The 22,363-nt window shown below is 68.7% G+C and carries 19 protein-coding genes and 2 pseudogenes; 10 read left to right on the top strand and 11 right to left on the bottom strand.

All coding sequences use genetic code 11. The features are described 5' to 3' along the window. Window positions 1-38 precede the first annotated feature (38 nt). Window positions 39-800, top strand: a complete 762-nt coding sequence (locus PV396_RS18240) for a ferritin-like domain-containing protein (protein ID WP_319205820.1) — start codon at window positions 39-41, stop codon at window positions 798-800. Here PV396_RS18240 and PV396_RS18235 read toward each other — a convergent pair. The 5 genes from PV396_RS18235 to PV396_RS18215 all read right to left on the bottom strand — a co-directional run bounded on the left by PV396_RS18235 (window position 773) and on the right by PV396_RS18215 (window position 7,116). After that, a complete protein-coding gene (locus PV396_RS18235) occupies window positions 773-1,546 on the bottom strand; it encodes a polysaccharide deacetylase family protein (RefSeq protein ID WP_319205819.1) in 774 nt (257 codons plus the stop codon). The genes PV396_RS18240 and PV396_RS18235 overlap by 28 nt on opposite strands. 154 nt (window positions 1,547-1,700) lie before the next feature. Further along, complete coding sequence (locus PV396_RS18230; protein ID WP_319205818.1) at window positions 1,701-3,338, bottom strand: hypothetical protein; 1,638 nt, start codon at window positions 3,336-3,338, stop codon at window positions 1,701-1,703. A 210-nt stretch (window positions 3,339-3,548) separates the two neighbouring features. Further along, a complete protein-coding gene (locus PV396_RS18225) occupies window positions 3,549-5,897 on the bottom strand; it encodes an ABC transporter permease (protein WP_319205817.1) in 2,349 nt (782 codons plus the stop codon). After that, window positions 5,894-6,595, bottom strand: coding sequence for an ABC transporter ATP-binding protein (locus PV396_RS18220; protein ID WP_319205816.1), 702 nt, complete (start codon window positions 6,593-6,595; stop codon window positions 5,894-5,896). The genes PV396_RS18225 and PV396_RS18220 overlap by 4 nt, the downstream gene beginning before the upstream one ends. After that, on the bottom strand, window positions 6,592-7,116 hold the full coding sequence (locus tag PV396_RS18215) for a PadR family transcriptional regulator (RefSeq protein ID WP_319205815.1): 525 nt from the start codon (window positions 7,114-7,116) through the stop codon (window positions 6,592-6,594). The genes PV396_RS18220 and PV396_RS18215 overlap by 4 nt, the downstream gene beginning before the upstream one ends. Before the next feature lie 436 nt (window positions 7,117-7,552). On the opposite strand from PV396_RS18215, the gene kdpF reads away from it, so the two are divergent. From kdpF to PV396_RS18190, 5 genes are all read left to right on the top strand, one after another. Continuing rightward, on the top strand, window positions 7,553-7,642 hold the full coding sequence (gene kdpF, locus PV396_RS18210; protein ID WP_319205814.1) for a K(+)-transporting ATPase subunit F: 90 nt from the start codon (window positions 7,553-7,555) through the stop codon (window positions 7,640-7,642). A gap of 8 nt (window positions 7,643-7,650) precedes the next feature. Continuing rightward, window positions 7,651-9,330, top strand: coding sequence for a potassium-transporting ATPase subunit KdpA (kdpA, locus tag PV396_RS18205; RefSeq protein WP_319205813.1), 1,680 nt, complete (start codon window positions 7,651-7,653; stop codon window positions 9,328-9,330). Beyond that, complete coding sequence (gene kdpB / locus PV396_RS18200; protein WP_319205812.1) at window positions 9,327-11,465, top strand: potassium-transporting ATPase subunit KdpB; 2,139 nt, start codon at window positions 9,327-9,329, stop codon at window positions 11,463-11,465. Before kdpA ends, kdpB begins: the two co-directional genes overlap by 4 nt. A gap of 29 nt (window positions 11,466-11,494) precedes the next feature. After that, a complete protein-coding gene (locus PV396_RS18195) occupies window positions 11,495-12,163 on the top strand; it encodes a potassium-transporting ATPase subunit C (protein WP_319205811.1) in 669 nt (222 codons plus the stop codon). Between the two features lie 337 nt (window positions 12,164-12,500). Then, window positions 12,501-15,314, top strand: a complete 2,814-nt coding sequence (locus PV396_RS18190) for a hypothetical protein (RefSeq protein ID WP_319205810.1) — start codon at window positions 12,501-12,503, stop codon at window positions 15,312-15,314. Window positions 15,315-15,439: 125 nt separating this feature from the next. On the opposite strand, the gene PV396_RS18185 is transcribed toward PV396_RS18190, so the two are convergent. The 4 genes and pseudogenes from PV396_RS18185 to PV396_RS45150 all read right to left on the bottom strand — a co-directional run bounded on the left by PV396_RS18185 (window position 15,440) and on the right by PV396_RS45150 (window position 18,941). Then, complete coding sequence (locus PV396_RS18185) at window positions 15,440-15,922, bottom strand: hypothetical protein (RefSeq protein ID WP_319205809.1); 483 nt, start codon at window positions 15,920-15,922, stop codon at window positions 15,440-15,442. A gap of 82 nt (window positions 15,923-16,004) precedes the next feature. After that, window positions 16,005-17,117, bottom strand: a complete 1,113-nt coding sequence (locus PV396_RS18180; RefSeq protein ID WP_319206343.1) for a DUF1152 domain-containing protein — start codon at window positions 17,115-17,117, stop codon at window positions 16,005-16,007. Window positions 17,118-17,719: 602 nt separating this feature from the next. Next, window positions 17,720-18,409: a hypothetical protein gene (locus PV396_RS18175; protein WP_319205808.1), complete on the bottom strand. Its 690-nt coding sequence runs from the start codon at window positions 18,407-18,409 to the stop codon at window positions 17,720-17,722. Window positions 18,410-18,606: 197 nt separating this feature from the next. Beyond that, window positions 18,607-18,941 (bottom strand): annotated as a pseudogene (locus tag PV396_RS45150) (DUF6578 domain-containing protein). A gap of 380 nt (window positions 18,942-19,321) precedes the next feature. Between PV396_RS45150 and PV396_RS18160 the strand changes: the two are divergent. The 4 genes and pseudogenes from PV396_RS18160 (at window position 19,322) to PV396_RS18145 (ending at window position 21,517) form a co-directional block, all read left to right on the top strand. Next, window positions 19,322-19,996, top strand: a complete 675-nt coding sequence (locus tag PV396_RS18160) for an SMI1/KNR4 family protein (protein WP_319205805.1) — start codon at window positions 19,322-19,324, stop codon at window positions 19,994-19,996. Window positions 19,997-20,138: 142 nt separating this feature from the next. Continuing rightward, window positions 20,139-20,738: pseudogene (locus PV396_RS18155) on the top strand (GntR family transcriptional regulator); the annotation flags it as partial. Between the two features lie 146 nt (window positions 20,739-20,884). Next, window positions 20,885-21,178, top strand: coding sequence for an AbrB/MazE/SpoVT family DNA-binding domain-containing protein (locus PV396_RS18150; RefSeq protein WP_319205804.1), 294 nt, complete (start codon window positions 20,885-20,887; stop codon window positions 21,176-21,178). Between the two features lie 216 nt (window positions 21,179-21,394). Beyond that, a complete protein-coding gene (locus PV396_RS18145) occupies window positions 21,395-21,517 on the top strand; it encodes a hypothetical protein (RefSeq protein ID WP_319205803.1) in 123 nt (40 codons plus the stop codon). Window positions 21,518-21,576: 59 nt separating this feature from the next. Here PV396_RS18145 and PV396_RS18140 read toward each other — a convergent pair whose 3' ends face one another. Next, window positions 21,577-22,077, bottom strand: coding sequence for an MSMEG_6728 family protein (locus PV396_RS18140; RefSeq protein WP_319205802.1), 501 nt, complete (start codon window positions 22,075-22,077; stop codon window positions 21,577-21,579). Window positions 22,078-22,122: 45 nt separating this feature from the next. Then, window positions 22,123-22,353 (bottom strand): DUF2945 domain-containing protein, encoded by a 231-nt coding sequence (locus PV396_RS18135; RefSeq protein ID WP_319205801.1) that lies wholly within the window; start codon window positions 22,351-22,353, stop codon window positions 22,123-22,125. Window positions 22,354-22,363: the final 10 nt, after the last annotated feature.

The raw sequence follows: 22,363 nt of genomic DNA, 5'->3' as shown, positions 1-22,363 counted from the left end.
TGCCACGGAGGCCGAGACGGACAGGGGACCGGGCGCGTATGCGTACGAGCGGATTCGCCGAGTGGACAGAGCGGTTCGAGGACGAGCGGGAGCGCCGGCACGCCCAGGGGGACCCGGACTGGGTGCGCGGCGCGACCCTGCATCCGGCGGTGTGGGCCAGTGTCCAGCGCTTCCAGGTCGGCGAGGACGGTGACGGCGCGAACCTCATCGGCAAGGCGGACCAGGCAGGCGACGCCGACTACGCGCGGGCGGTGCGGCTGTTCGTCGCCGAGGAGCAGAACCACGCCCGTCTGCTCGCCCGGCTGCTGGCCGCCGGGGGCGTACCGACGCTGGCCGGTCACTGGAGCGACACCGTCTTCGTGCGGCTGCGGCGGCTGATGGGCCTGCGGATGGAACTGCTGGTGCTGATGATCGCCGAGGTGGTGGCGCTGCGCTACTACCGGGTCCTGCGCGACGGCACCTCCGACGCGCTCACTTCGGAGGTGGCGGCGCGGATCCTGGCGGACGAGGAGCGCCATGTCCCGTTCCACTGCGAGCGGTTGAACGCCTCCCTGGCCGAACTGCCCCGCTCCGCGCGCCGCCCGGTGACGGCACTCTGGCGGCTCCTCCTGCTCGCGGTCTGTGTCGTCGTCACCGCCGACCACGGCCCGGCACTGCGTCGGCTCGGCATCGGGCGCCTGCGTTTCACGGCCGATGTCATGGCGTCCGCCCGCGCGGTGGTCTCGGCGGTACTGGCACCGAGCCCGGACCCGTTGCCGAGCGGGCGTCCGGCTCAGCGCACCGGGAAGCCGAACACGTAACCCTGCTCCTTGAGCTTGGGGAGGATCAGGCGCAGGGCCTCGACGGTCTGGGAGCGGTCGCCTCCGGCGTCGTGGAAGAGGAGCGTCGGGCCGTTCGGCAGTTCCCGCTCGACGGTGGTGACGATGGCGTCCGTGCCCGGCCGCTCGAAGTCCTTGGTGTCCACGTTCCAGCCCAGCGGGCGCATGCCACGGGAGGCGGCCAGCTTGCGGCTGTAGGGGGTGAAGGCGCCGCCGGGCGCGCGGTAGTACATCGGGCGGACGCCGCCGGACGCCTTGGTGATCATGCGTTCGGCGTCGAGGATCTGCTGCGACTGGTAGGCCTCGGACTTCTTGTCCATGGTGGTGTCGTGCGACACCGAGTGGTCGCACAGCCGGTGCCCGGCCGCGACGACCTGCTTGACGAGGTCGGGGTGGGCCTCGGCTTGCGTACCCACCATGCAGAAGGTGGCCTTCACCCCGAACTCCCGCAGTACGTCGAGTACTTGGGGGGTCCACTCGGGGTCGGGGCCGTCGTCGATGGTGATGTTGACGCCGCGCGCGCCCTTGTCCGAGGCGTGCACGATGGTCACCGCGACCGGCTTGACGACACTGGCCGGCTTGGCGGACGTGGTCGCCTTCGGCGCGGAGCCGCCCGTGGAGCCGGCCTGCGCGGTCCACACCGAGGCGCCGGTGGCGAGCAGCGTCACCCCGAGCGCCGCGCCGAGTACCTTGCCGTACCAGCCCCGCCCGCCGTTGTGCCGCGCCATGTCCGCCCCGCTCTCCCGCAGTTCCGCCCAATCACCTGGTCGCCTCGCGACCAACCTGTTTGACGGTGAATGGAGGCCACGGGATGCGTCCGTTACGGATCAAGGACAATTCCGATGGGGTTCCCGGACAACTGAGCGAATGAGTGGGGGGCGGTCAGCGGACGTCGACGTAGTCCCCGGTGGCGGTGGCGGTGTCGAGGTATCCGCTCGGCGCGGTGTACGCCGCGTACCAGGTGCCGTCCCGCTGGGCGGTGAACGTGGCGGTGAACCTGCCGTCCCTGCCGGTGGTCACGGTCGCCACCCGGGTGCCGGTGGTGGCCCCGGCGGCGCGGAAACGGACGGTCACGTGCTGCCCGGCCAGGCCCGTCCAGCCGGTGCCCTTCGCCCGCTGCAGGATCCCCGTGACGGTCAGTTTCCGGCCCTTGCGGACAGGTTCGGGGGAGGCGTTGAAGCCGGTGACGCGGGTGACCGCGCGGGTCAGGTGCAGCACACCGGTCGTGGCCGTGGTCGCGGACCTGCTGCCGGGGTAGTTCAGGCGCAGATAGCCGGTGGGGCGGCTCAGCTTGTGCCAGGTGTCGAAGAAGCCGGTGGAGTTGGGGGTCACCGTCGCCACCGTCGTCCAGCCGGTACGGCCGTCGGACGACTGCTGGAGGCGGACACCTCCGGTGGGCAGGGGGCCCGCGGAGGAGCTGAGGCGGCCCTTGACCCTGATGGCGCCGGCGCCGGTGAAGGTGCGGTCGCCCCAGGTCAGGACGGAACTCGAGAGGGCGCGGAGGGTGGCCTGCGCGCTGCCCTGCCGGAGGAAGCCGAAGCCTCCGACGCCGACTGTCCAACCGGTGTTGCCGGTGACCGAGGCCAGCGTCTCGCTGAACCTGCCTTCGGCACCGAGGTCGTACGCGTGGGTGCCGAGGGGACCCTGGACGAGAACCTCGGTGTCCGGGCCGCCGGCCGTCAACGGCGTCCAGCTGTTGGTCGTCGGGCTCAGGTACTGCGCGGTCCCGCCGAGCGTGTAGGAGCTTTCGTACAGCGCCGTGGCGTCGGCCTTGTCGAAGACGATCCTGGTCGGGCTGGTGGTCCGGTCCACGAACACGTGGTCGCTGCTCACCGTCTGCGAGTCCTGCTGCACCGCGTACACGTACACATCGGAGCGCACGGGAGCGGTGACCCGGTAGCTTCCGTCGCTCTGGGCGTCGGTCCCGACCTCCCACGATCCCGACCCCGCCGACCGCGTACCGGTGAGGTAGAGCTTGCTGCCGGTCCAGCCGGGGGTGGTCTCGCCGGTGGCCGGGTCGAACGTCGACACGGTGCCCGTGGCGGTCACGGTCGGGTGATCGAAGTCCACGACGGCCCGGTCCAGCGCGGTGTTACCGAACACGGGCACGTCCTCGTAACGGAGGACGCCCTGACCGAGGTTGCCGGGGTGGTCGCCGTCCGCGTCGGCGAGATCGAGTGTCGCGTCGTACACACCATGGGCGCCCAGCGCCAGCCGCTGGGAGCTGCGCCACGTACCGTCCTGCGCGCTGCCGGAGACGAGGGTGAATCCGGTGACGGCAGTCACCGGCCGGTCACCGGAGACGCGCAGGGTGAGCTGCGCGGTGATGGAGGCGGGGTCGATCGCGGTGTCGGAGCTCGCATGGAACTCGAGATACCCGGCGTCGCCGGGGTCGCCGCCGAGATCGGACACGACAGGCAACACGGGCCCGGCGGGGGTGTCGGCGAGCGCGGGCCCGGCCGAGGCGATGCTCGCCAGACCGGCGACAAGGGCGAGCGGCGCGATGAGTGACCGACGCACAGGAAACTCCAGATGAACGGGCGAACGATGCCAGAACGGACAGGAGAGTGATCATCGCACCCGTGTTCCCACCTGTTCTGCCGGGTCTGGCAAAGTTCTGCAATGTTCGGTCCTGGTCCTGACCGGGTCGGTTCAGGGGGCCGAAGAACGCACAGAAGCGGGCCCCTCCCCAACCAAGGAAGGAGCCCGCCTCAGGCGACGCGCGTGCCGTTACTCTGTGCGCAGCCCCTCCGGGCGCATCATCCGCAGCAGTGGTGGCACGCTCAGCAGGGTGACCACGGCTACCACCCCCGCTCCCACTCCCGTCATGGTCAGGACGCTCGGCCAGTCCATCGCCACCGGGGTTCGGGTCATCTTCAGCAGCACCGCGCCCAGGGTGACACCCACCGTCGTGGCCAGGAGAAGGCCCAGGCCGACCGGGAGGGCCGTCTGCCACAGCACCGACAGGCTCAGCGTGCGGCGCCGGGTGCCGAAGGCGACCAGCACGGAGAGCAGCTTCCTGCGCTCGCGCAGCTGCTCCAGCTGGGAGACGAGCAGACTCGCGCCGATCAGCGCCAGCACGAACGCGGAGCCGACGAACAGGCCGGTGCGCAGGGAGGCATATTTGTCGTTCACCTCGGTCGCCGACCAGCTGAAGTCCCGTGCCAGCGGGTCCATCCGGGCGAGGGCGTTGCGTACGTACTCCCGTGCGTCCGGCACCGAGGGGTCAAGGCGCAGGTAGACCCCGTCCGAGTACAACGCGGGCGCTGCTTCGGCGGGCAGGGCGGCCGGGGTCACCAGCAGACTGTTGGCCTTCTGCAGTGAGTCCTTGCGCGCCTCCACCACCCGTACGTTCGCCGGAACGGTCCAGGGCACCTCGAGGCCGCGTTCGGTGGCGTCGCTGTACGACGGGTTGATGTAGAGGCGCCGGCCGGGCTTGACGAGGGCTATCTCCTCGGCGTTGCTGGGGTCTGCGTAGAAGCTCCTGGTGCTGGTGACGAACACGTCGCCGTCCTTGCAGGAGGGCAGGGTGGCGAGTTCACGCAGGACGGTGCAACTGCCCACGGTCAGGCCGTTCTCGTTCTCCGGGTCCAGGGCGACGGTCGCGTACGACGCGACGGCCGGGGCCACCGCGGCCCGTACCCCCTTCGTGTGGGCGAACTCCCGGTCGACACTGGAGTTTTGCTTGGGGTTGCTGAAGTTGACCTGCATCTGGACCCGGTTCACATCCTGGCCGGTCTCCTTGGTGTACTGGCCCTGCGTTCCCGTGAACAGCATCTGCAGGGCGATGGCTCCGGCCACGGCGACGGCGATGCCGTTGACCATGCGCGCGGCGGTCCCGCTGCTCAACTGCAGCCGTCGTACCGCGAGTTGCCAGGACAGCGCGCCCTTGCCGAGGCGGACGACGACCGCCTCCACGGCCCACGGGAGCAGCGCGGTGATGCCGATCAGCAGCAGCAGTACGCCGCCTATGACGAGGTACTGGTTGAAGTCGCCGTTCTTGCGGCCCTTGCCGATCATCGGGTAGAGCATCGCGAGGCCCGCCACGGGCGGCAGCAGCCGCCACCACAGCCTGCGGGGGCGCTGCTTGGCCGCGCGCACGACGCCGAGCGGTTCCACGACCACGCCGCGCAGCGCGAGCACGGTGACGAGTACGGCGGCGACCGGGATCGCCACCGCCACCAGCGCGGCGAGGGCGGGGGAGGGGTCGAGGTAGCTGGGCCAGACGCTCACGCCCAGCACCTCGGTGGTGCCCACCGTGTGACGGCCGAGGAGGAAGAAGCCGGTGCCGACGAACAGCCCGAGCACGGCTCCGGCGAGCGCCTCGCCCGCCGCGATCCGCCGCGTCATGTGGCTGTCCGAGCCGACCAGGCGCAGCGCGGCCAGCCGGCGGTCGCGGCGCTCGCCGCCGAAGCGGACGGCGGCGGCGACGAACACGGCGACCGGGGCCAGCAGCATCACGAACACGACCAGGACCATGAGCAGCAGCACCGGGTCGGTCTTCTCGGACGGCGCGTCCGGGGGGCCGTACGCGGACAGCCGGTGCACGTCGGTGACGGGTGTGAGCTGCAGCCCCGAAGCGCCCGCGTAGTAGGCCAGTTCGTGGGAGCCGACGAGTCCGCTCTCACCGATCGTGCCGGTGATTTTGTAGGGCAGCCGCTCCCGCAGGAGCTTGGCGCCGTCGGAGGCGAGCAGGTCCTTGAGCGCGGGGGAGACCACCATCTCGCCCTTGCCCGGGAAGCTGTCGAGCCCCGGGGGCAGCGGCGCCCGCTTGCCCTCGGGCTCGAGGAGCCGGCCGCGGATGTCGTCGTCGCGCCAGGTGGTGTCGGTCTCGGCGGTCAGGAAGGTGTTGTCGGCCTTCGGCGGGGCCTCGTCGGAGTACGAGTAGTCGTAGCGGGCGTTCTCCACCCTGTCGCGGGCGGCGAACACGTTGGGCAGGGCGGTGCACAGCAGGAGCAGTGCCACGCCGAGGCCGACGCCGACGGCGGTGAGTGTCATCCGGACCCAGCCCTCGCGTCCGCCGGTGACGGCGAAGTGGACCCCCATCTGGAGGTCCCTGGCCCATTGGCGAGGACTCATACGGCGCGCTCCATGTCACGGGACTGGCCGTCGCGGACGACGACCTCGCGGTCGGCGTAGGCGGCCACGCGTGCCTCGTGGGTGACGAGCACGACGGCCGCGTTGGTCGAACGGGCCGCCTCCGTCAGCAGTTCCATCACGCGTTCGCCGTTGTAGGAGTCGAGCGCGCCGGTGGGTTCGTCCGCGAACAGCAGACGCGGCCCGGTGACCAGGGAACGGGCCACCGCGACGCGCTGGCCCTGGCCGCCGGACACCTCGCCGGGACGCTTGGCCTGGAGGTCGTCGACCTCCAGGCGTTCCATCCAGCCGAGCGCGGCCTTCTCGGCGTCCTTGCGGGAGGTTCCGTTCAGCCGCAGCGGCAGGGCGACGTTCTCCACACAGGTCAGCTCGGGCACCAACTGGCCGAACTGGAACACGAACCCGAACTCGGAGCGGCGCAGCGCGCTGCGCTGGGCGTCGCTCATCGTCGTCAGTTCACGCCCGTAGTAGACGATCGACCCGGAGTCGGGCTGCACGATGCCGGCGAGGCAGTGCAGCAGTGTGGACTTGCCGGACCCGGAGGGGCCCATGATGGCGACGACCTCGCCGGGGTGAATGGAGAACCGGGCGCCGTCCAGTGCGTTGGTCGGACCGTACGCCTTGCGCAGGTCGTGCGCGCTGATCAGGGAACCGGGGGGAGAAGGGGGAGAAGTCGTCATCGGGTCACGGCCTCACGGAGTTTGTCGAGTCGGGCGGCGGTCAGCTCGAGCCAGCGCAGGTCGGCCTCGAGGTGGAACAGGGCGTGGTCGCAGATCAGTTGGTCCGCCAGGTCGCCCTTGCGCTTGCGTTCGGTGAAGATCCGCATGCTGCGCAGATGCTCGGAGCGCTGGGTGTCGAGGACCTCGGCGGCGTCGCGCCGGGTGAGCAGGGCGAGGACGACCTTCGTGTAGAGGGTCGACTGGAGGTGGTCCTCCGGCTTCTCCGGGGTCGCCAGCCACTGCTCCACGTCGGTGACTCCGGCGCCGGTGATCGCATAGCGCTTGCGCTCGGGACCGCCGTTCGCCTCGATCCCGTCGACCTCGACAAGACCGTTCTTCAGCAGGCGGGACATCGTCGAGTAGACCTGGCCGTAGTGCAGCGGCCGGTCATGACCGAACTTCTCGTCGAAGGCCCGCTTGAGGTCGTAGCCGTGGCACGGCCCGGCCTCAAGGAGCCCTAAAAGGGTGTGACCGATGGACATGCCCCGCACTCTACACACCGTGTATACGTCGCGTGTATACGCGGGATGTATACGTGGGGGTGTGAGCCGTTGACAGGGCTGGCGGGGCGTACGACGGCGCAGGTGGGGGAGCCGGACATGCCGATCGTCACGGTTCGGAAACGCCCCGGCGGCGAATAAGCGCGGCAACCGGCGAGGCCGTGCCGTGTTCGTCATGAGTCGGGAAGAGACCAAAGGCCCTGGCCGTAAGAACCCCGTCAAAGGTGTGCGGGCCGCCGTAAGGGACTCGTCAATGGCCGGTCGATCCCGAGCAGGGGCGGGGTTTGCTCTTTCTGTCCGATTCCGTTCCGAACCTCTTCCAGTTCTAGGAGCTCGCGATGGCCGACCTGGCCTTCGTCGTCACCACGATCGCGGTGTTCGCGCTGGTGGCTCTCGCCGCCAAGGGGGTGACGAAGCTATGACCGCCGAGAACCTTGTCGGCCTCGTCGTGGCCGTCGCCCTGCTGGGCTGTCTCGTCCTCGCCCTGATCTTCCCGGAGAGGTTCTGAGTACCGCCATGGGTCCCGTACTCGCCGGCGTTCTCCAGCTGCTCGCCCTGATCGCGGCACTGGCACTCGCCTACATCCCCCTCGGCAACCACATGGCCAGGGTCTACTCCACCGACAAGCACTGGCGCGTCGAGAAGTGGATCTACAAGGGCATCGGCGCCAACCCCGACACCGAGATGCGCTGGCCCGCGTACCTGCGCGGTGTCCTCGCCTTCTCGGCGGTCGGCGTCCTGTTCCTCTATCTGCTCCAGCGGCTCCAGGGCGTGCTGCCCGGCTCGCTCGGCTTCAGCGCCATCGACCCGGACCAGGCGTTCAACACCGCCGTGTCCTTCGTGACCAACACCAACTGGCAGTCGTACTACGGCGAACAGGCCATGGGCCATGTCGTGCAGACCGCCGGGCTCGCCGTGCAGAACTTCGTCTCGGCGGCCGTCGGCATCGCCGTCGCGGTGGCGCTCGTACGCGGCTTCGCCCGGTCCCGTACCGGTGAACTGGGCAACTTCTGGGCCGACATGGTGCGCGGGGTCACCCGCATCCTGCTGCCGGGTGCCTTCGTCGCCGCGGTCGTGCTGGTGGCCTGCGGTGCGATCCAGAACTTCGCCGGGATTCATGAAGTCGGGCAATTCTTGAATGGGCACGGCATGGGCGGGTCGCAGCAGTGGAACGGGGGTGCGGTCGCCTCGCAGGAGGCCATCAAGGAGTTCGGGACCAACGGTGGCGGTTACTTCAACGCCAACTCCGCGCACCCCTTCGAGAACCCGACCCCGTTCACCAACCTGTTCGAGATCTTCCTGCTGCTGGTGATCCCGTTCGCGCTGACCCGTACGTTCGGCGTGCTGGTCGGAAGCGTGAAGCAGGGGTACGCGATCCTCGCCACCATGGCGACCATCTGGGTCGGCTTCACCGCCCTGATGATGTGGACGGAGTTCGCCCACCACGGCCCGGCGTTCGACATCGCGGGCGGCGCGTTGGAGGGCAAGGAGCAGCGCTTCGGAGTCGGAGCCTCGTCCATCTTCGCGGTGTCGACGACGCTGACCTCGACCGGGGCGGTGGACTCGTTCCACTCCTCGTTCACCGGGCTCGGCGGGGGGATCACCATGCTCGGGATGATGCTGGGCGAGATCGCGCCCGGCGGCACCGGTTCCGGCCTCTACGGCATGCTGATCATGGCGGTCATCGCGGTGTTCATCGCGGGGCTCATGGTCGGCCGTACGCCCGAGTACCTGGGCAAGAAGATCGGCACCCGCGAGATCAAATTCGCGGCCTGCTACATCCTCATCACCCCGGCCCTCGCCCTCGTCTTCACGGCGGCGGCGATGGCACTGCCGACCCCCGGCAACTCGATGACCAACTCCGGCGCGCACGGCTTCTCCGAGATCCTGTACGCCTACACCTCCGCGTCGAACAACAACGGCTCGGCCTTCGCCGGGCTGAACGCGGACACCCAGTGGTTCAACACGACCCTGGGGCTGGCCATGGTCCTGGGCCGCTTCCTGCCCATGGTGTTCGTCCTGGCGCTGGCCGGATCGCTCGCCGAACAGCAGCCCATACCCGCCACCGCCGGCACCCTGCGCACCGAAAAGCCGCTGTTCACCGGCCTGTTGGTAGGCGCGATCCTCATCATCACCGGTCTGACCTACTTCCCGGCCCTCGCGCTGGGACCGCTGGCCGAGGGGCTGGCGTCATGACCACCGACGTAGAGAAGCAGGACCCCATGTCCACACCCACCCTCGCGCCCCACCAGGACGCGCCCACGGCTCACAAGGCCCCCGAGGGCCGTGTCGGCGCGGGCCTGTTCGACCCCAGGCAGCTGCTGAAGTCGCTGCCGGACGCCGTCCGCAAGCTCGACCCCCGGGTGATGGTCAAGTCACCGGTGATGTTCGTGGTGTTGGTCGGCTCGGTGCTGACGACGGTGTTCTCCTTCAAGGACCCGGGCGACTGGTTCGGCTGGACCATCAGCGCCTGGCTCTGGCTGACCGTGATCTTCGCCAACCTGGCGGAGGCGGTCGCCGAGGGCCGTGGCAAGGCGCAGGCCGACACCCTGCGCAAGGCCAAGACCGACACCGTCGCGCGGCGGCTCGCGGCGGACGGGACGACCGAGGAGCAGGTGCCCGGCACCGAACTGCGCATCGGCGACCGGGTCGTGTGCGAGGCCGGCGACATCATCCCCGGGGACGGCGATGTCGTCGAGGGCGTCGCGAGCGTGGACGAGTCGGCCATCACCGGGGAGTCGGCGCCCGTCATCCGCGAGTCCGGTGGCGACCGCAGCGCTGTCACCGGCGGTACGAAGGTGCTGTCCGACCGGATCGTCATCAAGATCACGACGAAGCCCGGCGAGACCTTCATCGACCGCATGATCAGCCTCGTCGAGGGCGCGGCCCGGCAGAAGACGCCCAACGAGATCGCCCTGAACATCCTGCTGGCGTCCCTCACCATCGTCTTCCTGCTCGCCGTCGCCACCCTGCCGCCCTTCGCGGACTACGCGGGCACCCATCTGTCGATGGTCGTGCTGGTGGCGCTGCTGGTCTGTCTGATCCCGACCACGATCGGAGCACTGCTCTCCGCGATCGGCATCGCGGGCATGGACCGGCTGGTGCAGCGCAATGTGCTCGCCATGTCCGGCCGGGCGGTCGAGGCCGCCGGTGACGTCTCGACGCTGCTGCTCGACAAGACGGGCACCATCACCCTCGGCAACCGGCAGGCCGCCGAGTTCGTCCCGGTGGCGGGGACCGGCGAGGCCGAACTGGCCGAACTGGCCGACGCGGCCCAGCTGTCGTCGCTGGCCGACGAGACGCCCGAGGGACGGTCCGTCGTCGTGCTGGCGAAGGAGAAGTACGGGCTGCGGGAGCGTCACCAGGGCGAACTCGTCGGCGCCGAGTGGATCGCCTTCACCGCGCAGACCCGGATGTCGGGCGTGGACGTCGACGGCCGGAAGATCCGCAAGGGGGCGGCCGGTTCGGTCGTCGCCTGGGTACGTGAGCGGGGCGGCGAGGTCTCCGAGGACGCCGGCGCGCTCACCGACCGGATCTCGGAAGCGGGCGGCACCCCGCTGCTCGTGGCCGTCGAAGACACCGACGGGGCGCGGGTGTTGGGCGTCATCCACCTCAAGGACGTCGTCAAGGAGGGCATGCGGGAACGGTTCGACGAGCTGCGCCGCATGGGCATCAAGACCGTCATGATCACCGGGGACAACCCGCTGACCGCCAAGGCGATCGCCGAGGAGGCGGGCGTCGACGACTTCCTCGCGGAGGCCACTCCCGAGGACAAGATGGCCCTCATCAAGCGGGAGCAGGCGGGCGGCAAGCTCGTGGCCATGACGGGCGACGGTACGAACGACGCCCCGGCCCTCGCCCAGGCGGACGTCGGCGTGGCGATGAACACGGGTACGTCGGCCGCGAAGGAGGCCGGCAACATGGTCGACCTCGACTCGAACCCGACGAAGCTGATCGAGATCGTCGAGATCGGCAAGCAACTCCTCATCACCCGGGGCGCGTTGACGACGTTCTCCATCGCCAACGACGTCGCGAAGTACTTCGCGATCATCCCGGCGCTGTTCGCGGCGGTCTACCCGGGCCTGGACAGGCTCAACATCATGAACCTGTCCTCGCCCGACTCCGCGATCCTCTCGGCGGTCATCTTCAACGCGCTGATCATCATCGCGCTGGTGCCGCTGTCCCTGCGGGGCGTGCAGTACCGGCCGGTCGGCGCGGACAAGATGCTGCGCCGGAATCTCACCGTCTACGGCATCGGCGGACTGGTCGCGCCCTTCGTCGGCATCAAGATCATCGACCTGCTCATCTCCCTGATCCCCGGGATCGGTTAGAAGAACGGTTAGAGGAACGGTTAGAGGACATGAACAACTCCGTTGTCAACACAGCCCGGTTGCTGGGAGCGGGTTCACGCGCCCTTCTGGTGTTGACCGTGCTCACAGGCGTCATCTACCCGCTGGCCGTCACAGGTGTGGCGCAGGCACTGTTCAGCGACAAGGCGAACGGCTCCGAGATCAAGGCGGACGGCAAGGTCGTCGGCTCCTCGCTCATCGGACAGTCGTACAACCTGCCGCTGAAGAAGGGTCAGGAGACCCCGGTCCCCGACCTGAAGTGGTTCCAGGGCCGCCCGCAGAACGGCCTCGGCAGCAACACCGTCAACACCCAGTACAAGCTGATCCTCTCCGGCGCGACGAACCGCTCCGGCGACAACAAGGACCTGATCGCCTGGGTGACCGCCGCCAAGGCCGCCGTGGTCAAGGACAACTCGACGCCCGGCCACCCGGTGAAGCCCTCCGAGGTACCCGCGGACGCGGTGACATCCTCCGGCTCCGGCCTCGACCCGGACATCTCCCCGGCCTACGCGGACCTCCAGGTCCACCGCATCGCCGCGCGCAACGGCCTGTCCGCCGCCCAGGTCCAGAAACTGGTCGACGACCACACCACGGGCCGCACCCTCGGCTTCATCGGTGAACCGCGGGTCAACGTCCTGGAACTCAACATCGCGCTCAAGGCGCTGCTGACGAAGAGCTGATGGCGTTGCCCGACGGTTTGTCCTCCGGGGACCTACGCGTACTTGCATAAAAAGCGCCGACGGTCGCGTCGAGGGCGCCGAGCAGGAGGCGTGGGGCCGGGTCGGGCAGGCGCAGCCCGGCGACAGGATGTTCGGGTGAGCGACCGGTCGCGACCGGAACGTTGTCTCCGCCCCAACTCCCCCTGGTTGCACGTGTCTTGTTGTGCGGAAGGAGCGGAAGTTGTGCGAATGCTGTGCGAAGGGCTGACAGGGCGTTCGAATGTGTTCCATTTGGTGCGTTGGGGGAGTCCGGGGGCCCGTGGGGTCCCCGTGGCAGTGACCACCAGGAGGAACACAAGTGATCCATGTCTCGCGCGTGACGGCCGCTGTGACAGCGGCCCTCGCGCTGGCGCTCGCGTCGCCGGGGGCGGCGCAGGCCTCGCCGGAACCGGAGCCGGGGCGGCCGTCCGCTCCCGTGTCCCCGGGACTTCCCGAAGGCTGGCTGACCACCGGCTCGGGGAACTCGGCGGAGCTGGTGTGGCGCTCGCCGGAGAAGGTGCCGGTGGGCGATGCCCAGGTCGAATTCCGCAGCGGGGAACGCCTGTTGGGCACTCCCGAACCGGCCCCGGACGGCCGCACCTTCCGGCTTCCGCTCGACGGAGTGCGCCTCGGCAGAGCGAGTGACCTGCGGGTGGAGGCCGCGGGCCGCCGCCTGGACGCGGCCGGAGTGAAGGCGGCGGCCCGCGAACGACGCGCGGCAGCCGACAGCACAACGGATCCGTCACACCTGTCACGCCTGTCCCGGGCGGCGACGACGGTGAACAAGGTCGACCCGGGCGTACCCGGCCCCTTCCGTACGACCAGCGGCGAGTACACCCTGCCGTCGGTCCAGCTGCCCGGCTACGACACCGACGTGGAGATGAAGGCCGAGGTGGTCGCGCCGGAGGGCGCCACCGGCAACCGCCCCCTCGCCCTGTTCCTCCACGGTCGTCACGTCTCCTGCTTCAAGGGAGACGACTCGACCCTCGAATGGCCGTGCCCCACCGACTACGAGCCGGTGCCGAGCTACCGCGGCTACCTGCACGACCAGCAACTCCTCGCCTCCCAGGGCTATGTGACGGTCTCCATCTCGGCCAACTCCATCAACGCCCAGGACTGGCAGGCCGCCGACGCCGGCGCCCAGGCCCGCTCCTCGCTGATACGGCTGCACCTGGCCCACTGGGCGGACTGGGCCGCCGACCCGTCCACGGCCCCCGAGGTCGTACGACGGGCACCTCGCGCCGACCTCGACCGGGTACTGCTGGTCGGCCACTCCCGTGGCGGCGAGGGCGCCGACAGGGCCGCGCTGGACAGCCTCACCCCGCCCCCGGCCGACCAGGACGGCTACCACGGCCCGACCCGCTGGAAGATACGCGGAACCGTCCTCATAGGCCCCACGATCTTCGGCCAGAACCCCGCCCCCGACGTGCCGTCCGTGACGATCCTGCCGGGCTGCGACGGAGACGTCATCGACCTCCAGGGCGAGTACTACGTCGACGGCACCCGAGGAGTCAGCCGCGGCAAGGCCCTGCACAGCGCGGTCTACATCACCGGCGCGAACCACAACTACTTCAACAGCGAGTGGACCCCCGGCCAGGCCACCGCGCCGGCCAACGACGACTTCTCCTACGGCGGCGACGAGCACGACCCTCTCTGCTCGCCCGGCACCGCCACCCGGCTCACCGCCGAGCAGCAGCAGAAGGCGGGCTCGACGTACATAGCCGCCGCGGCCCGGCTGTTCGTCGCCGGTGACGACAGCGCGCGCCCGCTGCTCGACGGCTCCCCCGCCCGCGCGGCCTCCGCCGGACCCGCCCGCGTCCTCACCCACGCGGTCGGCGCCGCCCGTACAGGGGCGTTCGTCCCCGACTCCTCCGCCAAGGTGACCGGCGGCCGACTGTGCGCCCAGGTGGACCCGGACCCGAACGTCTCCTGCCTTGACCCCGCCCTCAGGACAGCTTCCCCGCACTTCGCCCAGTGGCGCGGGGTGGCACCGGGCAAGGAGCCGGACCGCTACGCGCTGGCCATGACCTGGCCCCACCCCGGCACCACCACCAGTCTCACCCCCGCCCACCCGGTCGCCCTCTCCGCCGCGAACTCGCTGAGCCTGCGCGTGATCGTCCCGCCGAACAGCACGGGCACCGAGCTGGATGTCGCCCTCAGCGACACCTCCGGCAAGCGCGCGGACCTCGGCCGGGTGACCGTCGACGGCGTGCCGGGCACCTCCCGTACGTCCTCGTACTGGGCGCGCGAGGTCCGAGTCCCCCTGTCCGCCGAAACCCGCAAGCGCATCGACCTCGCCCACACCGCGACCCTCCACCTGACCCCTCGTACCGACTCCGGTACGGCATGGCTGGTGGACGCCTACGGCTGGCGCCCCGGCACCCCCGCCGTCGAGCCCGCGAAACTCGCCCGCGTGGACGTCGGCCAACTGACCGTCAAGGAGGGCGACTCCGGCTCGCGCACCTACCAGGTGCCGGTACGGGTGTCAGGCTCGGGCACCGGCGAGGTCCGCCTGTTCGTGGCCGAGCCGGGCAGCGCCGGCCTGGTCGCGCGCACGGTGAAGGTCCGGGCCGGCACGGACATCGACGTACCGGTTTCCGTCGAGGGCAACACACGCTACGGCTCGGACGCGAGGCACGTGGTGGCGGTGAAGGCCGTACGCGGCACGGTGGCCGGCGCGTACGCGGGCGGCGTCACCGCGCAGAACGACGACCCCCAGCCCACGGTGACGATGACACCGCTCACGGACCAGGTGACGGAGGGCCAGCCACTGACCTGGCGAATCAGCCTCTCGGCGATCGCCGACAGCGCCATGTGGACGGACCTGGAGATCCTCCCCGTCTCCGACGGCACGGAACTGTCCACCAAGGACGTCGCGGCGATCTGGCTGGGCATGAACTTCGAGGGCGCGTCCCCGGACCCGGAACGCCCCCTGTCCACCTTGCCGAACGGCGCCCTCCTCATGTCCGAGGTACCGGCGGGCGACCTGAGCATCGACATCTCGATCCCCACGATCACCGACCAAGTGACCGAGGGCGAGGAGTCGCTACGCCTGCGCCTGTGGACGTACGACCCGTCCGGAGAGGGCATCGAGGGCCCGCAATTCACGGGGACGGTACGTGATGCGGCGTAACTACGGAGAACCCGTACGGCGCGAGTCTCCCTGAGGCGCGACGAGGTGCCGTCTGCTCTCCTGCTCCCTGCGGGCGGGAGGGCCGACGGTGTCGTGTGAAGACTGAGCGCGGAACCGTCGAGTACCTACCTGCGGGACTCGAACGGGTTCCTGAACGAGGTCAGGTCGCTCACGCGGACCAGGCTGAGCTCGCTGGGTTCGACGTCGTAGCCGGACAGGACCACTTCAGTGCTCTCGACGCGTCCCCGCGCGACCCAGGAACTGTGGACGCTGTTGCGCCAGAGCTCGAACGTCACGGGATTCCCGTCCACGGTGATGGTGACGGGTTCGGAGGCCGGCAAGCTGTCCGGGCGTTCCTCGCCAAGGTGGCAGTACATCGCATAGGCGCGTTCCAGAGCTTCGTCGGCCTCCGCATTTCCGGAGGAGGCGCTGAGGACCGTCATGTGCGCGACCTGGTAGTCGTAGTACGGAGAGCCGAACCACAGGGTCAGACGGACGTCGCCGGTGACCGAGTCGTAGCTGTGCCCCATGACCTGCCGGGATTCCGGCCAGTCGGCGTCGATGGAGAAGATGCTGAAGCCCTCTGTGTAGAGGCCGTGGTCGTTCATGGGATCCCCCGGGTGCTTGTCCGTGATCAGGTCGCATCCTGCCACCGCATGAGAAGCGGCGGGGAGCGGGGGCTGAGGGTTGTTACTCAGGTGCCGGCTGGACGCGCCAGAGCGGAGCCGCGTGCTGCTCCGGTCGGCTGTTGATGAGGAGTCGGCGCAGGTCATCGAGCTGCGAACCTCCGAGGTTCAGAACCTCGGTGAGGTGCCGGAACGTGGTGTGAGTGACTCCACGGAGCCTGGCTTCCGCCTCGAACTGGACGAGTTGAAGTAGCGCGGACTCGGCGTCGAGCTTCACCGGCCGTTGATGTTGATCCCTGAGCCGGAGGGCTTTCTCGCGCTCGTAGTCGATCTCGGAGAAGCCGCAGACCTCTCGGCTCAGTGCTTCCACCTGTTCCAGGGTGGTTGTCGATGTCGACCTGATGGCGCGGGCCAACTCGTTGCGGCTCAACGCCACGTCCAGGTCGACCTGGTGGAGGGTTGGACTTTCATCGGTGAGGGGGACGGGAAGCCCGGCGTCCCGGACTTCACACGTGCCGCGTACGCCTCGGGCGGCTGCGGCGAGCATGCCTGTTGCCTCTGAGGGGTGCCATTCGAGGACCGAGCTGATGGTTTCCGCGTCCTCAGCAGAGAAGGTGTGGACGATTGAGCCGCCGAGAATGCCTTGCAGGTCTCGGTGTGACAGTTCGCCGTCGAGACCGGGCCCTGCGACCAACAGACGTATATCGGCGTCCACTTGGCCGCAGGCTGCCAGAGTCAGGGAGTCGGCGAGCGGACTCTTCAGCGTCGGTTCGTCACCGCGGGCCAACACGTCGCCGCCGACGTCCAGGAGATCGATAGAGCTCGGCTGCAAGTAGGCGACGAGTTCTTCGAGTTGGCGCGTGACGCCCTCGATTCCCTTCCCCGGGTCGATCAGGGCGAAGGTGTGGGGGAGTTCGCCCGCCAGCCGGGGGAGCGTGGACCCTGCCGGGGCGATCGGGCGAGCTGCCGCAGGCACCTTCCAGACGGATGGGGTGAGCGGTTGGAGGCGGGCGAAGTCGTCAGGCCCCCGGGGGCCCGGCACTGGGTCGATCAGCAGGCGGTCCCACGCGTACGTGAGGATCACCGCCCGCTCGCTGTCGCCGTACAGGGCGGCGTCAAGCATCGCGGCGGCGACTGCGTCGCCCCCGCCGCCTGCTGCGATGATCAACCGCGTCATGGGGCCAAGGGTACGGGCGGCTCGTTGCCCAACCACCCTGAAGGGAGTAGGCATGAGCACCGTGAGCTGGGAGAAGACGAAGCGCAAGGCGCGCGAGCGGCGTGAGTACGCCGGTTTGCCTGTGCGTTCGGCTCAGGAGAAGCAGGCGGCGATGAACCGAATGGCTGCGGAGGTACGCGCTCACAAACTCGCGTAGGTCAGGCGCTGCACAGCGTCAGAGGTGATGCTCGTGGGGCGCATTGTCAGTGGGCGCAGCTAAGGTCTCAGACGCGCGGCCGGCTCCGAGGTGTCCAGCTCTGTAGAGCAGCTTCATCCCCGGTTCTGTCTGGGGGCGGCCCGGGTACGACCCGGGACCTAACCAACGGCCGGGCTCCGTCGATGGCCAAGGAGAGACCTGCCAGCGCCGGCCGCGCACCGAGCAGGGCGCCACTGCAAGAACAGACGCACGCTTTCCAACGGTGGTGGTGTCTCGAAGGGCCGCGTACAGGCCCGGGTCACGTGCGTTCATAGACGGTTGGTCCCGGGAGCGACTACGGGCCTTGGTCCCGTCTGAACGGCCGTGAACGGTGCTGAATGAGATGGAAACTGAGACGGAGGGCTCGTCATCTCAGCATGTCAGGGCGTCCCGTGTGCGGATCCACGCTGACTCTGAGGGGAGGCCAGGAGGACTGCCACGCGTGGCCTTGGGGAGGCCGGAACTCGAAGACGAGGACTGATCCTTCAGCGAGTTGTGTGGCGGCCGGCTCTGAGGGTGCTCGCATGTCCCAAAGGTGGGCGTCCTCCATGCGACTCGCGAAGAAGACGACGGCTACCCGCTGTGCTTCGGCAAGATCCATGCGCGAGTGGTCCCGCATCGCGGTGCGCAAGGCTTCGAGTTCGGGTCGGGGGAACGGCTGGCCCCACTGCGTCTCATATGCCTCCTGACCGACTTCGTGAGCAATTCGGTCGAAGGCGCGCACGGCCGAGCGCGCCAGTGCCGTGACCGTGTGGCGGGCGGACCAGAGAACAGTTGCTGAGCTGCTTGGTGAAAGATCATGGTCGAGCCTGACCAGCCGTATATCGACGTCAGATCCGTCTCGGTGGAAGAACCATTGATAGACCTGAGGCTCCCCCTCGAATGCGGCGCGTGTGTCTTCGTCGCCCAGCACCAACCTGGCAATGGCATACAGGAACTGCTCCGGTCCGTCGGTGACGTACGAAGCAATGACCTCCGCCTCGCCCTGATCGTCAGACACCTTGATGAAGGCCCAGCCGTGGCTGTGCAGAGTCCAGGTGATCGCTAGAGGCGTCATCTCATCCCTCAGCTACGGACTCTGGGGCGCAGACCTGATGCAGCGGCAGAAACATTGGGTGGAGAAGCTGCGGGCATTCGGGGCCGATTCCGCCGGCCAGGTGAATGCCACGGTTTGGCCTCGCCGGACGCCGCCCGCTTCACCGTTGTTGCCCGCTCGATCCGGTGCGCTTGTGGTGCGAGTCACGGTCGCGTCCGTCATACCTCGGTCCTGGCAGGTCGGGCCGTCACCAAGTAGCCCGCGAAGCTGATGCCTGGTCGGTTCTCTGCCCAACCGTTCGCTTCGCTGACGGGAACCAGTTCGGTGGTGCCCGGGACCGGGCCTTGGATGTTGGCCGTGCCGTCTGCGGGAACCGAGTATTGGCAGTGGACCTCGGTGATCGTCAGCACCTCCAGCCGGGTCGGCGTCTGCTTCCCTTCTGGCCGTGGTGCTCCTCCCGGAAGTTGATCCCAGTTGCACGTTCGTCACCGACGACATCGGCGTAGTCCTCCGGGTCCACCTCCAACAGATTCCACGAGACCACATCCCCCATTGCGAAGGTTTCCCCGCAGCACTTCATCTGCCAGTCATCGACCCAAATCGTCAACGTCATGCCGTCATTGTGCGTGGGAGCACCTGCTGGTACCAGGGATTTTGTCGATGATCCGGGGCTGGGGCCCGTCGGCATCCATTGAGTGACGACTTCTTCGGGGAACCTGGACCTTGGGTGAATCGAGGGCTGTTCTGGCCGCATCCGTGAACTTTCCCAAGAGGTCGCTCAGTTCAACCAGTGCCTCGTTGACGCGTCCGGCCTCGTAGTACTGGGGTTGTAACTCAAAACCTCAGCTGGTCTGTTGGGGCGGTCCGGTCTCTGTTGGTGTTCGACGTCGTTTGCCTGCGCTGAAGCAGATGCCTTCGCCTACGCTTCGGTTCATGGGGGCGTTGAACTGGAGCGGTGTCCGTGAGCGGGTGGAGGCGTTGGCTCGCGCTGACAAGTCGCGGAAGGTTTTCGGAGCTTGGGACCGGTACGGCGGAGTGGGACATCACTTCTGGCTTGCTGATCCGCTGTCGGAGTCGGAGGTTGCCGAGGCGGAGGCTCAGTGGGGTGTCTCGCTACCGATGGCCTACCGAGCCTTCCTCCTCGAAGTCGGTGCCGGCGCTGCTGGACCGGGGTATGGGCTCACCGTTCTGAGCCGCAGTGGTGCCGGGTGGCTGTGGAGCGACGTGGGCGGGGGGACGGTCCACGAACGATTGCGCTTTGCCTTTCCCGGCGGGGAGGAAAGCGTCCGGGTGCAGGCCGAGCACGAGAGCGCGGAGCCGGTGGAGTCGCACTTCGCGGACGAGGCTGAGTTCCGTGAGACATATCGCGCTTGGTTGGAACAGGACGAGAAGCTGTACGCCTGGTTTTCTTCCGGTGCCGTGTGCCTCAGTCACGAGGGTTGCGGGTGTTGCCACTGGCTTGTCGTGTCTGGCCCGCAGAGGGGTCAGGTGTGGCTCGATGACCGCCCTGGGGACGGACGATTCCGTCCCCTCGAAGAGGTCACATTCGCGGACTGGTACCTCGACTGGGTGGAGAAGTCTGAGGCAGTCGTTCGGCATCCTCGCTAGAAGGGACGATCGACGAGGCAGCCAGGCTTGAACTCGCCAGCGCAGGTGGGGAGTTTGACGCTCTGACGGTGCGCGACGGGCAGGAAGAGCGCTGGTCGGACTGTCCATGTGATGCGCGTGCTGAGGTCGGGTGATGGATACCTCCTTCTCGGTGCTTCAGGGGGAGGGGCTCGTGCACGCCGAACACGGGAAGGGCGTGTTCGTGCGGCCCCGGCCGCCCGTGCGGCGGCTCGCATCCGACCGATTCGCCCGGCGGCACAGAGAGCAGGGCAAGTCCGCGTTCATCGTCGAGGCCGAGCCCGTCGGCAGTCACCCCCAGGTCGACAGCCTCGAGGTCAAGGAGGAGAAGGCCAGCCAGGACATCTCCGCCCGGCTGGGGTCCGTACGGCGAGTGCTCGTCCGGCGGCGCCGGTATTTGCTGGACGGGCGGCCGGTCGAGTTCGCCTCCTCCTACCTACCCCTCGACATCGCTCGCGGTACGCCGATTGCTGAGCCCGATCCCGGACACGGCGGCATCTACGCCCGCCTTGAGGAACTCGGCCACCGGCTCGACCACTTCGAGGAGGAGATCCGGGCCCGGATGCCCGCGCCCACGGAAGTGAAGACGCTGCGGCTTGCCCCCGGCGTGCCCGTCATCCACCTGCTCCGGACCGCGTACGACACCGAGGGGCGGGCCGTCGAAGTCTGCGACACCGTCATGGCGGCCGATGCCTACGTGCTGTCGTACCAGCTCCCGGCGACCCGAGCGCGGGGTCAAGCTTCGAGGGGCGCTTCACCGTGTGCCCCGTGCGATCCCTGGGGCGCTGCCGCCAATGGTAGATTGTGAGAAAGTTGGAAAGTGGGAGAGTCGAGATTTCGCTAAATCCTGGGAAGAGTGGGAGGTCATCCATGGCTGCGGCTACGTTCCAGGCCACCGTGCGCGACAAGGGGCAGCTGACGCTGCCCGCAGGCGTGCGCGAGGCGCTGGGGGTCTCTCCAGGTGACGAGCTTGAGTTCGAGATCAACGATGCCGGCGTCGTTGAGGTTCACGGACTGAGGAAGATCCGCACCGACCAGGCGTGGTTCTGGGCGGAGCGGTGGCAGGTCGGTGAGCGCGAGGCCAGTGAGGACATCGCGGCTGGGCGCACGACCCGCCACGAGGACGTGGACGGCATGTTCGCGCACCTCAGCAAGGAGAGCTGACCCCGACCGCCGGAGGCCCTATTGCCAACTTTCACTACGACTGCCCGTTTCGACCGCGACTTCCGAAAGCTTCTCCCGCAGGAGCGCAAGCGGTTCGAGGACACCATCCGAACGAAATTCGTACCGGATGTTGCGACTGGGCAGTTTCGGCCCGGCCTCCGGGTCAAGCCGGTCCTGGGAGTCAGGCTCCCTGACGGCGAGCGTCCCATCATGGAAATGACCTGGGCACCTGACGGGCGCGCCACCTGGCAGTACGGAGATGAACTCCGCGAAGGTGAACCGCACGTCATCTGGCGCCGGGTCGGTGGGCACGAGATCTTCGATCCCGGTCCCGCCTGAGGAACCGAGAGCGGTCCACCTGTTGGACAGGGTGGGCCGCTCTCGGCGTTCTCCCGCTGTCACGTCACGGCCGGAGAATCTCCCCCGTCCGTCGGTTCCCGGTCCGAGCGTGGCCACACGTACGGCAGATCGTCCGGTACGCCCGGGAAGCAGGGCCCGTACGTCGCCGGGTCCTTGCGGACCAACGCGGACTGGTGGCTGCGGTGGAAAGCCTCGTCGCCCAGCCACGGCGGTAGCTCCCCGGCCGCCGCCAGCGCGGGCTGGTCGCGGACAGAAGAGGTGTCCGGACGGTGTTCCGCCAGACCGGCGAGCAGTGACGCGGCGCAGCTGTCCTCGTGTCCCTGCTCGCACCACGCCCGGCAGATCTCCAGGCCGTACCGGACCAGTGCCTCCTCGTATCCGCTCCACATGCGTACGGCGGGATGCCTGCGCCAGCCGTATCCCGGCACGGTCAGGCCCCGCAGCACCTGGAGGGCCTCGACCCGCTGCTTGCCCAGGCGGCGGCGGTCCAGGAGCAGTGCGGAGCGCCGGAAATCGGGATCGGCCAGGAATGTCTGCATGGGCGTCGTCGCCGTCCTACGTGGCGTGGTGGCGTGCGGGGGCAGTCAGCTTTGGCGTAGGGCCGATGGCTTGTGGACGGCCGTCTTGCCCGACTTCGCGCTGCGGACCTCGTACTGCGGGTCCTCCCGCGAGGCGTCCACCTCGCGGCCGGCGGCCTTCGTGCGCTTGGTGATCTTGCGTTCGACCTTGCCCTCGGCGGTGGATCCGTGGCTCTTCCAGGACACCTTGTCGCCCTTGCCGTACTGCTCGTCCCGGTGTGGCTTTTTGGGGGTCATGATTTCTGTC

Origin of the sequence: Streptomyces sp. ME02-8801-2C (genome assembly GCF_033793965.1) — a bacterium.
Taxonomy (GTDB): Bacteria; Actinomycetota; Actinomycetes; order Streptomycetales; family Streptomycetaceae; genus Streptomyces.
This window is presented reverse-complemented; position numbering and strand designations above follow the sequence as displayed.

Coding starts and splice junctions, on each gene's coding strand:
- PV396_RS18240 (WP_319205820.1), top strand. CDS start 39: ATGCGTACGAGCGGATTCGCCGAGTGGACAGAGCGGTTCGAGGACGAG.
- PV396_RS18235 (WP_319205819.1), bottom strand. CDS start 1,546: ATGGCGCGGCACAACGGCGGGCGGGGCTGGTACGGCAAGGTACTCGGC.
- PV396_RS18225 (WP_319205817.1), bottom strand. CDS start 5,897: ATGAGTCCTCGCCAATGGGCCAGGGACCTCCAGATGGGGGTCCACTTC.
- PV396_RS18220 (WP_319205816.1), bottom strand. CDS start 6,595: ATGACGACTTCTCCCCCTTCTCCCCCCGGTTCCCTGATCAGCGCGCAC.
- PV396_RS18215 (WP_319205815.1), bottom strand. CDS start 7,116: ATGTCCATCGGTCACACCCTTTTAGGGCTCCTTGAGGCCGGGCCGTGC.
- kdpF (WP_319205814.1), top strand. CDS start 7,553: ATGACCGCCGAGAACCTTGTCGGCCTCGTCGTGGCCGTCGCCCTGCTG.
- kdpA (WP_319205813.1), top strand. CDS start 7,651: ATGGGTCCCGTACTCGCCGGCGTTCTCCAGCTGCTCGCCCTGATCGCG.
- kdpB (WP_319205812.1), top strand. CDS start 9,327: ATGACCACCGACGTAGAGAAGCAGGACCCCATGTCCACACCCACCCTC.
- PV396_RS18195 (WP_319205811.1), top strand. CDS start 11,495: ATGAACAACTCCGTTGTCAACACAGCCCGGTTGCTGGGAGCGGGTTCA.
- PV396_RS18185 (WP_319205809.1), bottom strand. CDS start 15,922: ATGAACGACCACGGCCTCTACACAGAGGGCTTCAGCATCTTCTCCATC.
- PV396_RS18180 (WP_319206343.1), bottom strand. CDS start 17,117: ATGACGCGGTTGATCATCGCAGCAGGCGGCGGGGGCGACGCAGTCGCC.
- PV396_RS18175 (WP_319205808.1), bottom strand. CDS start 18,409: ATGACGCCTCTAGCGATCACCTGGACTCTGCACAGCCACGGCTGGGCC.
- PV396_RS18160 (WP_319205805.1), top strand. CDS start 19,322: ATGGGGGCGTTGAACTGGAGCGGTGTCCGTGAGCGGGTGGAGGCGTTG.
- PV396_RS18150 (WP_319205804.1), top strand. CDS start 20,885: ATGGCTGCGGCTACGTTCCAGGCCACCGTGCGCGACAAGGGGCAGCTG.
- PV396_RS18145 (WP_319205803.1), top strand. CDS start 21,395: ATGACCTGGGCACCTGACGGGCGCGCCACCTGGCAGTACGGAGATGAA.
- PV396_RS18140 (WP_319205802.1), bottom strand. CDS start 22,077: ATGCAGACATTCCTGGCCGATCCCGATTTCCGGCGCTCCGCACTGCTC.
- PV396_RS18135 (WP_319205801.1), bottom strand. CDS start 22,353: ATGACCCCCAAAAAGCCACACCGGGACGAGCAGTACGGCAAGGGCGAC.